This window comes from Rhizobium sp. OAE497 (assembly GCF_040546565.1).
Lineage (GTDB): Bacteria > Pseudomonadota > Alphaproteobacteria > Rhizobiales > Rhizobiaceae > Rhizobium.
Window position 1 is genome coordinate 1,930,106 of record NZ_JBEPOA010000001.1, and the last position, 13,935, is coordinate 1,944,040.

Below are 13,935 nucleotides of genomic sequence, written 5' to 3' on the forward strand. Positions count from 1 at the left end.
TCGGCAAAACAGTGCTAAACGCGCCGCGGCGCTTCAACAAGTGCCGATCTCAATTCCCTCCGAAGCCTCAAGAGACGAAGTCATGTCCGAGTTCAAATCCGATTTCCTGCGCACTCTGAAAGAGCGCGGCTTCATTCATCAGGTCTCCGATGAATCCGGCCTCGACGATCTGCTCGCCAAGGAAACCGTGACGGCCTATATCGGCTTCGATCCGACGGCGCCGAGCCTTCATGCCGGCTCGCTGATCCAGATCATGATGCTGCACTGGTTCCAGGCAACCGGCCACCGCGCCATCTCGCTGATGGGCGGCGGTACCGGCATGGTCGGCGATCCCTCCTTCAAGGAAGAGTCGCGCCAGTTGATGACGGTCGACACGATCGAGAGCAACATCGCCTCCATCAAGCGCGTGTTCTCGAACTACCTCACGTATGGCGAAGGTCTGAAGGACGCCCTGATGATCAACAATGCCGAATGGCTGCGTTCGATCAACTACCTCGAATTCCTGCGCGATGTCGGCCGCCATTTCTCGGTCAACCGCATGCTGTCCTTCGACAGCGTCAAGACGCGCCTGGATCGCGAGCAGTCGCTGTCCTTCCTCGAATTCAACTACATGATCCTGCAGGCCTACGACTTCGTCGAACTGGCGAAGCGCTACGACTGCCGTCTGCAGATGGGCGGTTCGGATCAGTGGGGCAACATCGTCAACGGTATCGACCTCGGTCACCGCATGGGGACGCAGCAGCTTTACGCGCTGACCTCGCCGCTTCTGACGACCGCATCCGGTGCCAAGATGGGCAAGTCGGCGACCGGCGCTGTCTGGCTGAACGCCGACATGCTCTCGGCCTACGATTTCTGGCAGTACTGGCGCAACACCGAAGACGCCGACGTATCGCGCTTCCTCAAGCTCTACACGACGCTGCCGATGGACGAGATCGCCCGCCTCTCGGCGCTGGCAGGTTCGGAGATCAACGAGGTCAAGAAGATCCTCGCGACGGAAGTCACCGCCATTCTGCACGGCCGCGCCGCCGCAGAACAGGCAGCCGAAACGGCTCGCAAGACCTTCGAGGAAGGCGCTCTCTCCGACAACCTTCCCTCCGTCGAAATTCCGGCTGCGGAACTCGATGCCGGTCTCGGCCTGCTGTCGCTCATCGTCCGCGCCGGCCTCGCCGCGTCGAACGGCGAAGCACGTCGTCACGTTCAGGGTGGTGCCGTGCGCATCAACGATCAGGCGATCAGCGACGAACGCACGGTGATCGGCAGCAGCGAGATTACCGCTGATGGCGTCATCAAGCTGTCGCTCGGCAAGAAGAAGCACATCCTGATCCGCCCCGCCGCTTAAACGGTCCGGAAAAATCTGACTGAAAGGAAGCCGGCCGCGGGCCGGCTTTTTTATTGGAATTCGAAGATGTTGCGGAAGACGCCCGGCGCGATGATCGACAGCGGGTTGATCTGCAGGTTCGGCTTGTCGAACTTGCCGGTCAGCTTGAAGGTGATGCCAATCAGGCCGCGGTCGGTACCGTTACCGAGAATGATGCCGATGACCGGCAGTTCGGCAAATAGCCGGTTTAGACCGTAAGCCGGCATGAAGGTGCCGGTCATGTCCATATTGCCCTTGGCATCGCGGATCACGCCCTGGAAGGTCGCGCCGATCTGCTCGCCGCGCACCACGCCGTTCTCGATGGTGACGGTACCGCCCTGCGAGACGATACGGGCAAAGCCGCGCTGGAAGCGCTGCGCCGACGTATCGATCTCGCGCTTGACGGCGGCATTCAGGCTTCGCTGATCCTTGCCGACGGGGGTTGCCACGATCGATCGAAGCCGGTCTTCGTTGACGATCTGGAAGCGGCGCACATCCGCCGAGCCGTCCCAGCCGCGCGGGCCGAAACGCACCGTCATGTTGAGCAGACCGCCGCGCATATGCTTGTAGAAATCGGCAAAGCGCGACACCGATCCCGCGTCACCGGTGGTGATGTTGAGCACGCGCCCGTCCTTCATCTGCGTCACGACGGCCTCGCCGCTGTCGGTAACACCGGAGAGGTTCAGCACCTGCAATTCGCCGTCGCGCATCATGTAGAGCGCATCGAGGCCGCGCACGCGTTCGTCGTTGAAGCCGACGATCTGGCCGAGCTTGGCGCGCACGGTGATATCACCGCCCTTGCTGTTGCTGCCGCCATCGTCGCCGCTGCCGTTCTGCCCGTTTTTGAGCCGCGCCAGGATCGGCCGTGCATCGGCCGTATCGCCGGAGACGGAAACGTCGAAAACGCCCTTGCTGCGGCGGATCGAAATGGCGAAATCGTCGAGCGATGAGAGTTTGACGCTATCGAAATCGGCCGATGTCAGCCCGCCCTTCGCGACGTTCAGCGATCCGCTGGCGCCAAAGCCGTCGCCCTTGAGCTTGAAATTCTTGACCTGCGTATTCTCTGCAGGACCGGAGACCTCGAACGTCGCCTCGGCCGGGATGCCGCTGCCTTTCGCCCAGCCGACCCAGGGCAACTGCAGGGCGGCGCGCGACAGGTCTAGATCGACGGACTGCCGCTCTTCGTCGATCCGCGTCAGCTCGACCTTGATGCTGCCGTCGATGATATCCGACAGGCCCGGCAGCAGCTTTTCGCGCTGGTCGTTGGTCAGAGTCGCCGTGATGACGCGCTGCGGGGTGATGCCCGAATTCTTCTCGACCGGTTCCAGCAGCGAAATCTCCGCCGGCACGCCATCGATCTGCCCCTTGCCGTCGAGCGTCACCTGCTTCGGATCGGCATTCAGCGTCCCGTCCAGATTGGTGATCTTGCGCCCGGAGATCGGCTTGCCGACATCGACGCCGGAAAGCTGCATCGAAGCCTTCCAGTCCGGCGGCGGTGGATTCTGTGCGCTGACCAGCCCGAAGCGAGCCTGCACGGTGGCATTGATCTTGCCGCTCAGGTCCTGTGGCGCGAGACCGGCGCGCTGCAGCACCTGGATCGGCTTGTAGGTGAGAAGCTCACCCACGGCGTCAGCTGAGCCCGATATGCCGAGCTGCATCTCCGCCATCAGCGGCTTGTCATAGGTCGACGGTAGCACGAAGCTGCCAGCACCGAGATTGACCGAACGCCCAGAGGCAAAGAACGACGTGCCGCTCTTGATCGAGATCGTCGCCCGCGGCCCCTTCAGGTCGAAATGCGCCGAAGTATCGCGGATCGGCGGAATTTCGCCGGCGACATTCATCCGGGCATTGGCAATATCGAAGGCGATCTTGATCTGGTTCTCGTCGAGCTTCAGCCCCTTGCCGACGGCCTCGTCGAGACGCCCGAAGGGAATGAAAACGGAAATCGAGGCGTCGGAGACCGTGCCGCCGAACAGGTTCTTCAGCACCCAGTCACGGGCCTTCGGCGCCATCCAGAACGGCCAGAGCTGCTTGATCGCCGCCGTCTGCAATTGCTGCGACTGGCCGACGAAGCTGATCTCCGGCGAGACGTCGCCGAATTTCGCATGCAGCGACCCATAGAGCTGTCCGAGCGGTGTCGATACCGTGATACCGGGGAACTGCAGCTCCTTGGTCGCGACCATGAAGCGGCCGCTTGTCTGGATATCGAACGGCACCGGCTGCTCGCCGGATCCGACGGGAGAGGCGCTGCCGCCGCTGACCAGGAGATCGATGCCGAAGCCCTTGCCGGCTGTCGGATCCAGCCGGTCGAGGTCGATCAGGCCGCCGTTGAAGGGGACGGTTGTCGCGCCGAATTGCCCCTGCGACCGGGCTATCTCGATCGTTTCCTTCTTGAAATCGTAGTTCAGATTGATCTGGCCGCCACTCAACTGCTGCTGGTCGCCATCGACATAGATCAGCCCCGGCGCCAGCGTCACGCCGGTCGTCAAAGACGGATCGGTGCCCTCGCCGTCCCTGACAGCCGAAATGTTGATGTCGGCGAAAGCGTTGATGCCCTGGCGGATCTCACCCAGCACGTTTCGCTTGATGGCAAACGGCGTCAGGTCGGCATGGCTGAGCTTGGCGGTGAAGCGCTGGGTCTTGTCGCCCAGCCTTTCCGCTTGAACGTCGAGCGTCGCCGGCTGGCCGTTGATGGCGATTTCGCCGGTCAACTGCAGCGAATGATCGGTCGGCCGGGCAAAGACGAGATCGTCGATGACGAGCGACACCGGTCCGTTCGCCGTATCCGCCAGCTTGACGTTGATTCCCGAGATGCGAACGCTGTCCGTACCGCCGCGCTGCGCGAAACTGTCGAACAGGTCGAGATGCGAGAATGCCGATTCGAGCGCTTGGGGCACTTCGTCGACGCGAAGATTGTCGAGCTTGATGGGATTGCCGGCAGGAAGCAGCGCCGTATCGAGCGCGATATCCTCCGCCTCGACATCGGTGATGGCGATCCGCCCGCGGAACAGCGCCAGCGGATCGAGCGCCATGCGCATCGCTTCGACCGTCGACAGATGTTCGCCGCTCTGCTGATCGATCAGGTTGACGTTGCGGGCCTCCAGCGCCAGCCGCAGGCCGGAGGTGAAGCGCACCACCGTCGAGCCGACTTCGGCCTTGTAGCGCGGCCCCATCGCGTTGTTCAGCGCCATCTGCGCCTGCTTCGACAGCGCCGTATCGATCATGCCGCTTTCGATCACGCCGACGATCGCGGCAATGATGATGAAGAGGAGAGCGAAGCAGGCGCCGGTCCAGCCGGCGGTGCGCCGCAGCCGCGAGCGCGGCGGCGGGCAATGCACGATCATCGGATCCTCGGCTTGCGCCGAGGGGAGTTCATGCAAAGCGACGATGTCTTTCTTGCGAAACGTAACCTTTTCGCCGCGGATGGCCGACATACGCCTTGGGTAACTCCTTGAATTCTTATTTTCCGGTCTAGCTCGCCGGATACTCGCCCAATATATATCGGCCAGTTTCAGTGTCACTCATAAACCCGGCAAAAGAAAGGTTTCCACATGGCGGATATCGGTATCGGCGCCGAAGCCCCGGACTTCAACCTCCCGCGTGATGGCGGCGGCCGCGTATCGCTGACGGAATTCAAAGGCAAGCCTCTGGTTCTGTTCTTCTATCCCAAGGATGACACGGCAGGCTGCACGGCCGAATCGATCGGCTTCACCGAGCTCGCCGCCGAGTTTGAAAAGGCAGGCGCGGCGCTCGTCGGCATGTCGCCTGATTCGGTCAAATGCCACGACCGTTTCATTAAGAAACATAACCTTGCCGTCGCGCTCGCATCGGATGAGGAAAAGACCGTGCTGCAAGCCTATGGCGTCTGGAAACAGAAGAGCATGTACGGCCGCACCTATATGGGCGTCGAGCGCACGACCTTCCTGATCCGCGCCGACGGCACGATCGCCACCATCTGGCAGAAGGTCAAGGTTCCAGGCCATGCCGAAGCCGTTCTGAAGGCCGTGCTGGACCTCGCGGCATGACCGCTTTGCAGATGACATCGCTGAGAGGTGGCGCGATCGACGCCATCCGCTCAGCCGATCTCGATCGCAAGACGGCGCTCGCCCAGGAAGCCGCCACCCGCTGGTTCGCCCGCAAGATATCGCTGCGCTCGCCGCTCGATACCGCACTTCCGGAGCGGCCCGGCCGCCCTGAAAAACCGGCGCTCGTGCCGCCGACTCAAGTTCAGAAGCGCTCACTGCATACCGTCCACGGCCGCATCGCGCTGCTGCATGCAATCGCCCATATCGAGCTCAATGCCGTCGATCTCGCGCTCGACATCGTCGCCCGCTTCGCCACCGAGCCGGTACCGAACTCCTTCTTCGACGGCTGGATGCAGGTGGCTTTCGAGGAGGCCAAGCATTTCCGCATGGTCCGCGACCGCCTGCGCGATCTCGGCGCCGATTATGGCGACATGCCCGCCCATGACGGTCTCTGGCAGGCGGCGCACTCGACCCGCAACGACCTTACGGCGCGGCTTGCCGTCGTCCCGCTCATCCTCGAAGCCCGCGGACTTGACGTAACGCCATCGCTGCAGGCGAAGATGCGCGAGACCGGCGATCTCGACAGCGCTGCCGTGCTCGACGTGATTTACAATGACGAGAAAGGCCATGTGGCGATTGGCGCCAAATGGTTCCGCTTTCTCTGCGCCCGCGAGCGCCGCGATCCCGCCCAGACCTTTAGGGAGCTGGTGCGTGCCAACTTCCGCGGCCCGCTGAAACCGCCCTTTAATGACCTCGCACGCGCCGAAGCCGGTCTCACGCCATCCTTCTACCGATCATTGACATCGACAAGCAATGCGTAACCATTGCGTGCATTCACATTAACGAAAGAAGCAATTTATTAACCTTAACGGTGTGTAATCAATCCAATCGAGGCACGGGCGCATCAATTGGGAGATTCTCCGTGACGCATGCACAGCACCAGCGCGTATTCGGCAAGCGTTCACAGGAACATATCCTCATTCTCGCCAGTGGCGACAAGGTCCGTCACATGACGGTCAAGCCCTGGATGGCGGCCCTCGCCTTCTGCTTCATCGGCGTCTTTGCCATCGGCTATCTCCTTGCCACTTCCTATCTTGTGCTCCGAGACGACCTGATCGGCGCCACCATGGCCCGCCAGGCCCGCATGCAGCATGATTATGAAGACCGCATTGCCGCGCTCCGCGCCCAGGTCGACCGCGTCACCTCCCGCCAGCTGCTTGACCAGCAGGTCGTCGAGGACAAGGTCGACAAGCTGATGGAACAGCAGATGGCGCTGACCTCGCGCCACGGCAAGCTCGGCTCGCTGCTCGACCGCGCGGAAAGCTCCGGCCTGACAGGCAAGGAAGAACCGGCGCCTGCCGCGCAATCCTTCGCTCCCGATGCCAAGGACAAGCGCGCCTCGATCTCCGGCGGCGCGGACGCCATCAACAAGCTGTTGACCGGCAATAGCGAACCGGCCGATGCGACGCCCGACAATACCACGCTCGCTTATGTTCCCGCCCCTGAAACCGTGGGTGATCGCGCCGACCGTCTGTTTTCCAAGGTGACGCTGTCGCTGAAAGGCGTCGAGGAAGACCAGCGTTCGCGGGTCGATCAGCTGACGGCAGATGCAGGCGACGCCGCCGATGCCATTTCGACCGTCCTGAACCGCTTCAGCATTCAGGTGCCGCAGCAGACGGCAAAGGCCGATGACGACAGCGCCGTCGGCGGACCCTATGTCGAGCCCGAGAGCGACGACGATTTCAACAATTCGCTGGCACAGCTCGATACGGCGCTGACGCGCCTCGAGGCCGTTCGCAATACCGCCGAATCCCTGCCCTTCCGCAATCCCGGCATCGGCAAGGACATTACCAGCCCCTTCGGCAACCGCCGTGACCCGTTCCTGGGCCGGCTTGCCCTGCATTCCGGCATCGATTTCCGCTTCGCACCCGGCGAAAAGGTCCGCCCGACCGCGCCCGGCAAGGTCATCAATGCCGGCTGGACCGGCGGCTACGGCAACATGGTCGAGGTCGACCACGGTAACGGCATTTCCACCCGCTACGGCCACATGTCGCAAATTCTGGTGAAGGTTGGCGATACCGTCGATCGCGGCGATGTCATCGGCCTTGCCGGCAGCACGGGCCGCTCGACGGGCACGCATCTGCACTACGAAGTACGCCAGAACGGCCGGGCCGTTGATCCGATGTATTTCATGAATGCAGGGTTGAAACTCGCGACCTATATAAAATAACCAAACGCAGTAACCACAGCTTTACCTGTGCAAGGGCTGCAAGGCCCGTATTCCTTGACTTGCAAGCCGTTTGGGAATATGTCGCGCTGCATTGCGGCATGCAATCCCGCCGACTCAGCCAGAGTTCGGCCGAACCTGAACGGAAATAGTTTTCCCTTTGACGACATTTGCTGATCTTGGCCTGAGCCAAAAAGTGCTTTCCGCCGTTACCGACGCCGGCTACACGACCCCAACCCCTATTCAGGCGGGCGCGATCCCGTTTGCCCTGCAGCGCCGCGATATTTGCGGCATCGCGCAGACGGGTACGGGCAAGACGGCGTCCTTCGTTCTGCCAATGTTGTCGCTGCTGGAAAAAGGCCGCGCCCGCGCTCGCATGCCCCGTACGCTGATCCTGGAGCCGACGCGAGAACTCGCGGCCCAGGTTGCAGAAAACTTCGAAAAGTACGGCAAGAACCACCGCCTCAACGTGGCCCTGCTGATCGGCGGCGTGTCCTTCGAAGACCAGGACCGCAAGCTTGAGCGTGGCGCAGACGTTCTGATCTGCACGCCCGGCCGCCTGCTCGACCATTTCGAGCGTGGAAAGCTCCTGATGTCTGCCGTCGAAATCTTCGTCATCGACGAAGCCGACCGCATGCTCGACATGGGCTTCATCCCGGATATCGAGCGCATCGCCAAGCTGATCCCGTTCACGCGCCAGACGCTGTTCTTCTCGGCCACCATGCCGCCGGAAATCCAGAAGCTCGCGGACCGCTTCCTGCAGAACCCGGAACGTGTCGAAGTCGCAAAGCCGGCATCGGCTTCCAAGACCATTACCCAGCGCTTCGTTGCCACCCATGGCAAGGACTACGAAAAGCGCGCTACCCTGCGTGATCTCATCCGCGCCCAGGAAGACCTGAAAAACGCGATCATCTTCTGCAACCGCAAGAAGGATGTCGCTGATCTCTTCCGTTCGCTGGAACGCCATGGCTTCTCCGTCGGCGCGCTGCACGGCGACATGGATCAGCGTTCGCGCACGACAATGCTGCAGAATTTCCGCGACGGCCAGCTCCAGCTTCTGGTAGCCTCCGACGTGGCTGCTCGTGGCCTCGACATTCCTGACGTGAGCCACGTTTTCAACTTCGACGTACCGATCCATTCGGAAGACTATGTCCACCGCATCGGTCGTACCGGCCGTGCGGGCCGCACCGGTGCCGCGTTCACGCTGGTCACCAAGCGCGATACGAAGTTTTCCGATGCGATCGAAAAGCTGATCGGCGAAAAGGTCGAGTGGCTGAACGGCGATCTCAACGCCCTGCCTCCTGCAGAGGAAAGCAAGGAAAGCGATCGTCCTCGCCGCAACGGCCGTGATCGTGACAGGGATCGTGGCCGCGGCAAGGATCGCCGTGGTCATAAATCTGATATCGCCGCGGAAGATAATGCCGCCGAAGTCGTTGAAGCAGCAGCACCAGCAAAGGTCGAAAGCGTGAAGCAAGAGCGCAAAGCAGAAAACAAGCAGCAGAACAACGCGCGCCACGCACGCCCTTACCCGGCAAACGACGACTCCCGCGATCGCCGCCGCTATCGCGATCACGATGACGGCCCGACTCCGGTCGGTTTCGGTGACGACATCCCGGCTTTCATGCTGATTGCAGCCGGCGCCAAGGCCTGATCCCTTATGGGAAAACCGGGCATCGACTTCCCAGGCCTCGGTGTAGGCCTGGTGATTGTGCGTGACGGAAAAATTCTGCTCTACAAGCGCGTCAAGCCGCCGGAACCGGGCCACTGGAGCATTCCGGGCGGCAAGGTCGACTTCATGGAGAAGGCGGCAGACGCCGCGCGCCGTGAGGCGGAAGAAGAAACCGGCCTTGCGATCGGCAAGGTCAGGCTTCTTGGACCATCGGAAGTCCTGAGCGCCGCCGACAAGCAGCACTGGATTTCACTCCTCTATCTGGCGGAAAGCTTCGAGGGCGAACCTCAGCTGACCGAGCCGGACAAGCTCACCGCTTTCGGCTGGTTCGGCTTGGGCGAGTTGCCGCAGCCTTTGTCGGAATTTGCCGCAGCCGCAATTGCGCTGCTTCCCTACGCAGCGCTCTCCTGATCATTCCGCCCGCAGCGCTGCCTCATAGGCAAGCCTGACCCATTTCGCCATTTCATCCGGATCGTCATAGGCATTCTCGGGGATTGACCAGTAGGGCATCTTCACCGGATTGCCCTTCTTGCCCTCGTACGACCATTGGATGGCGCCGGCATCGGCAAATTCCGGCGCGCTCTTCTCGTCGGCCTTCAGGAGCATTTCATCGCGCAGCTCGATCGCGACAATCCGGCCAAGGTGATAGATCCCCTTGCCGCCGAACATCCGCTTGATGGTAACAGGGCCGAGCCCCTGAAACATTTCCTCGATCGCCGCCGTATCCATTCTATCCCCTCAAAATGCCACCGGCCGCCAGAACGGCCTCAGGCGTATCCACGTCCAGGTGCGCAGCATCGCCGATATCGATATCGATCACCGGCAGCCCCGATGTCTCGATGATATGCCGCGCCCCGACATCGCCTTCAAGCCGCATCACGGCATCGCCGAGCGATCGCGGAAGAATGACCGGGTTGCCGCGTTTGCCGCGAGAGACGGCACGGACGATCGCCCGCCCGGAAGCCGCACGGAAGGCCGCGATCAGCGCGTCGAGATCGGCGGACGTCACGCCTGGCATATCGGCGAGCATGACGAGAACGCCATCCGCATCACGCGCGGACGAGGCCGAAAATCCGGAGATGAGCGAGCTTGCCATGCCGGATGCATAATCCGGATTCTCGACTGCCGTGACATCCAATCCGGAGAGCGCAGCCTCGATCTCGCCCCGCCGGTGACCGGTCACGACGATGACCGATGCCGCGTCGGCAGAGAGCGCAGTTTCGGCAGCGCGGCGCACCAGCGGCTTGCCATCGAATTCGGCCAGCAGCTTGTGCGCACCGCCCTCGCCCATCCGGGTGGCTTTGCCGGCAGCCAGGATGACTGTCGCGACAGTCACCGGTAGGTGACGCTCCTCGGTGCTGTCGCGTGGGCGTGGCCGTGTCTCGATTTCCATAAGCAGTCCTCCGACGCCCATGCCCGTCAGATCGCGCGCATTGGGATTCTCGCCTGCCAGGATGCGATCCAGAACCCAGTCAAAACCGTTTTCTTTCGGGCTCCGCGCGCAGCCGGGCGCCCCTACGACATAGGTCTCGCCGATCCGCCCGAGCACCATCAGGTTGCCGGGATCGACCGGCATGCCGACGCTGAGGATCTCGCCGCCCGCCTGCCGGATCGCCGCCGGGATCACATCGTCCTCGTCGATCACGGCCGAGGCCCCAAAGACGATCACAAGCTTCGGAAGGCGATCGGCGGCGCTCATAGCCTCACCGATGGCAACGGCAACGGCATCCCGCCGGTGCGCCACGCGCCGCTCGCGGACCAGCCGATTGCCGGATGCCGCAAGCCGATGCGCCAGAATGCGCGCCGTCTTGTCCATCACCGCAGGCTTCAACGATGGCAGCTCCGTGGCGACAAGCGACACCGCATATTCAGCAAAGGGCTTGACCTCGAAAGCCACGGCCGCCCTCAAAGCCTCGCACGCTGCCTCCACCTTGCGGCCCGGCACAGCCAGCGGAATGATCTTGAACGTCGCCACCATGTCGCCCGCCCTCACGCGTGCATGGTCGGCGAGACAGGCAAGCGTGATCGCCGGATCGATGCGGTTGACGCGATCGACGACATCGCGGTCGGCGACGAAGAGGCCGTCGGCCGCCGCATAGACATTCACCCGCCCCGTTGCAGCCTCGGAGAAGCGCAGATGATCCGGCGCAATCGCTGCGGCGAGCTGGCGAGCAGCCTCGTCTTCGCTAAGATCCCCGTCTTCGATCCGCGCTGCGGTGACGCTGGCGATGCCGGCGCTGTTGAGCGCCTCGATATCCGCGGGCGACACGCGGTGGCCCTTGTGCAAGGTCCGCTCCGGCAATTTCACCGCATGTGCGAGCATCAGCCCTTCAGCATCGGCCACCGGAAATTCGCCGAACTTCATCGCATGTCACCCTTCGGCGACACGACATCGCGTGAGCGCAACGCCTCGATGATCTGCGCCAGAATGGCAACCGCGATCTCCGCTGGGCTGGCGGCGCCAATATGGAGCCCGATCGGCCCGTTGATCCGTCCGAGCGCCTCATCCGCAAAGCCCTCGGCCTTCAGCCGATCGAGACGCGACGCATGGGTCTTCCGGCTACCGAGCGCCCCGACATAGAAACAGCTGCGGCGCAGCGCCTCGGCAATCGGGAAATCGTCGATCTTCGGATCGTGCGTCACCGCGACCAGCGCCGTATAGGCGTCGAGCGGCTTGTCTTTCAAGACGTCGACCGGCCAATCCGCAGTCAGATCGATCCCGGCAAAACGCTCCGGCGTCGCGAAGGCCGTCCTGGGATCGATGATCCTGACGTCAAAGCCTGCAAGCGCCGCCATCTGCGCAAGCACCTGGCTGATATGGACCGCACCGATGATGACGATGGCGGCCGGTGGCAGATGGACATTGAGGAAGTAGCGCCCGCCATCAGCCTCGATCACACCGGAGCGCCCGGAGCGAAAGGCCGTAGCCACCGCCTCGCCAAGCGCCCCATCGATCTGATCACCTTCCGCAACGACGCTCGCCCGGCCACCACCGAGATCCGTGACCAGGACGGCCGCGATCCGCGCCTGCCGGCAGGCATTCAGCCTCTCGAGCGTCGCAAGCTCCATCAGCCGAGCCTTTCCACATAGACGCGGATGCGCCCGCCGCAGGAAAGCCCGACACGCCAGGCCGTCTCGTCGGCAACGCCGAATTCCAGCATCTTCGCCTCGCCGCTGCCGATGACATCGAGTGCTTCGGTGATGACCGCGCCTTCGACGCAGCCGCCGGAAACCGAGCCGTCGAAATTGCCGTCGGCATCGATCACCAGATGGCTGCCCGCCGGGCGCGGCGCCGAACCCCATGTCTCGATGACGGTCGCGATCGCCACATCGCGGCCGCTCTTCCTCCAGGCTTCCGCCGTCACCAGCGGATCGAGGCCGATAGACGTTTCGCTCATGCCGGGCCTCTCAATCGCTCCAGATAGCGCCGCGGTTCGTAGGTACCGGCGCGTCCGGAACCGAGCGCCGCAGCAAGGTCGCTCAAGGAAGATAGATTGTGAACCGGCCGGAATTCGTCAACATGCGGCAGCATCGCGCGAACGCCGCGCGCCCGCGGCTCGAATCCATCGAAGCGCAGCAGCGGGTTGAGCCAGATCAGCCGCCGGCAGGAGCGGTGCAGCCGGTCCATTTCGGCCGAAAGCTGTTCGACGCCCTCGCGCTCGAGCCCATCGGTAATCAGCAGCACCACCGCGCCCTGACCCAGGACGCGGCGCCCCCAGAGGCGGTTGAACTCGTGCAGCGTTTCCCCGATCCGCGTTCCGCCCGACCAGTCGTTGACGGCAGCCGCGCATTCGTCCAGCGCCTGATCCGGATCCTTGTTGCGCATCTGCCGCGTCACGTTGGTGAGTCGCGTCCCGAACAGAAAGGTGCTGACCCGTCGCCGCCGCTCCGTCAGCACATGCAGAAAATGCAGGAAGATCCGCGTGTACTGGCTCATCGAGCCCGAGATATCGGCAAGCACCACCAAGGGCGGCTGGATCTCCTTGCGCTCGCGGTAGCGCGGCAGGATCAGCGACCCGCCGGTGCGAAGTGCGGCACGCATCGTTGCACGGGGATCGACCGTCGCGTGGCGATGCGATGGCTTGAACCTCCTGGTGGTGACACGATCGAGCGGCAGCTGCAGCCGCGACAGCTCCTTCTTGGCGAGCGCCATCTCCGCCGCCGACATCTGCGCGAAATCCATGCGCCGGATGATCTCGTTGCCCGAGGTCGTGAAACGGGCGTCGATCTCGATATCGGGCTCTTCACGCGGCGGCTTGTCGGGGCGGCGGTCGCCGAGCAACGCATCGCTGGCGCGCGTCTCGCCGGGCTTCTGCTTTTCCTTCTCCCGCGTATCCGGCGCCCGCGGCGACATCATCGCGATCATCTTCTCGACGAGATTTCGGGAGCGCCAAAAGAGCCGGAATGCCTCATCGAAGACGACAGCATCCTCGTGCCGCTTGACGAAAACAGCCGAAAGCGCCGCATGAAACTCGTCGCGCGATCCCATACCGATGGCTTCGACGGCCTCGATGGCGTCGGCGATCGCCGCGGGGCCAACCTTCAGTCCGGCCTTGCGCAGTGTCCGTCCGAAAAAAACGATATTATCGGCAAACCGGCCGTCACCCAGCGGAAGCGGCGGAACGACGATACCATCCTCTGCCTTTCCGCCCTGCAT

Annotated in this window: 12 protein-coding genes; 6 read left to right on the forward strand and 6 right to left on the reverse strand. The window is 62.9% G+C overall.

Translation table 11 applies throughout. The features are described 5' to 3' along the window. Nucleotides 1–82: 82 nt before the first annotated feature. On the forward strand, nucleotides 83–1,339 hold the full coding sequence (tyrS, locus tag ABIE40_RS10030; protein ID WP_199629578.1) for a tyrosine--tRNA ligase: 1,257 nt from the start codon (nucleotides 83–85) through the stop codon (nucleotides 1,337–1,339). 50 nt (nucleotides 1,340–1,389) lie between these two features. Here tyrS and ABIE40_RS10035 read toward each other — a convergent pair whose 3' ends face one another. Next, nucleotides 1,390–4,791 (reverse strand): YhdP family protein, encoded by a 3,402-nt coding sequence (locus tag ABIE40_RS10035; protein ID WP_199629577.1) that lies wholly within the window; start codon nucleotides 4,789–4,791, stop codon nucleotides 1,390–1,392. 117 nt (nucleotides 4,792–4,908) lie between these two features. On the opposite strand from ABIE40_RS10035, the gene ABIE40_RS10040 reads away from it, so the two are divergent. From ABIE40_RS10040 to ABIE40_RS10060, 5 genes are all read left to right on the forward strand, one after another. Next, on the forward strand, nucleotides 4,909–5,382 hold the full coding sequence (locus ABIE40_RS10040) for a peroxiredoxin (protein ID WP_199629576.1): 474 nt from the start codon (nucleotides 4,909–4,911) through the stop codon (nucleotides 5,380–5,382). After that, complete coding sequence (locus ABIE40_RS10045; RefSeq protein WP_199629575.1) at nucleotides 5,379–6,203, forward strand: ferritin-like domain-containing protein; 825 nt, start codon at nucleotides 5,379–5,381, stop codon at nucleotides 6,201–6,203. The genes ABIE40_RS10040 and ABIE40_RS10045 overlap by 4 nt, the downstream gene beginning before the upstream one ends. 101 nt (nucleotides 6,204–6,304) lie before the next feature. Beyond that, on the forward strand, nucleotides 6,305–7,612 hold the full coding sequence (locus ABIE40_RS10050) for a M23 family metallopeptidase (RefSeq protein ID WP_199629574.1): 1,308 nt from the start codon (nucleotides 6,305–6,307) through the stop codon (nucleotides 7,610–7,612). 157 nt (nucleotides 7,613–7,769) lie between these two features. Further along, nucleotides 7,770–9,260, forward strand: coding sequence for a DEAD/DEAH box helicase (locus tag ABIE40_RS10055; protein WP_112716419.1), 1,491 nt, complete (start codon nucleotides 7,770–7,772; stop codon nucleotides 9,258–9,260). A gap of 6 nt (nucleotides 9,261–9,266) precedes the next feature. Beyond that, nucleotides 9,267–9,689, forward strand: a complete 423-nt coding sequence (locus tag ABIE40_RS10060; protein ID WP_199629573.1) for an NUDIX domain-containing protein — start codon at nucleotides 9,267–9,269, stop codon at nucleotides 9,687–9,689. Here the strand turns inward: ABIE40_RS10060 and ABIE40_RS10065 are convergent, their stop codons facing one another. From ABIE40_RS10065 to ABIE40_RS10085, 5 genes are read right to left on the reverse strand one after another with little or no spacing between them, the layout of a single operon-like run. After that, a complete protein-coding gene (locus tag ABIE40_RS10065) occupies nucleotides 9,690–10,007 on the reverse strand; it encodes a TfoX/Sxy family protein (protein ID WP_112716423.1) in 318 nt (105 codons plus the stop codon). Nucleotide 10,008: 1 nt separating this feature from the next. Continuing rightward, nucleotides 10,009–11,643, reverse strand: a complete 1,635-nt coding sequence (locus ABIE40_RS10070; protein WP_199629572.1) for an NTP transferase domain-containing protein — start codon at nucleotides 11,641–11,643, stop codon at nucleotides 10,009–10,011. Beyond that, nucleotides 11,640–12,347 carry an XdhC family protein gene (locus ABIE40_RS10075; RefSeq protein WP_199629571.1) on the reverse strand — a complete coding sequence of 236 codons (708 nt, stop codon included), beginning with the start codon at nucleotides 12,345–12,347 and terminating at the stop codon, nucleotides 11,640–11,642. The genes ABIE40_RS10070 and ABIE40_RS10075 overlap by 4 nt, the downstream gene beginning before the upstream one ends. Next, nucleotides 12,347–12,676 carry an XdhC family protein gene (locus tag ABIE40_RS10080; protein WP_199629570.1) on the reverse strand — a complete coding sequence of 110 codons (330 nt, stop codon included), beginning with the start codon at nucleotides 12,674–12,676 and terminating at the stop codon, nucleotides 12,347–12,349. The genes ABIE40_RS10075 and ABIE40_RS10080 overlap by 1 nt, the downstream gene beginning before the upstream one ends. Next, nucleotides 12,673–13,935, reverse strand: coding sequence for a vWA domain-containing protein (locus ABIE40_RS10085; protein WP_199629569.1), 1,263 nt, complete (start codon nucleotides 13,933–13,935; stop codon nucleotides 12,673–12,675). The genes ABIE40_RS10080 and ABIE40_RS10085 overlap by 4 nt, the downstream gene beginning before the upstream one ends.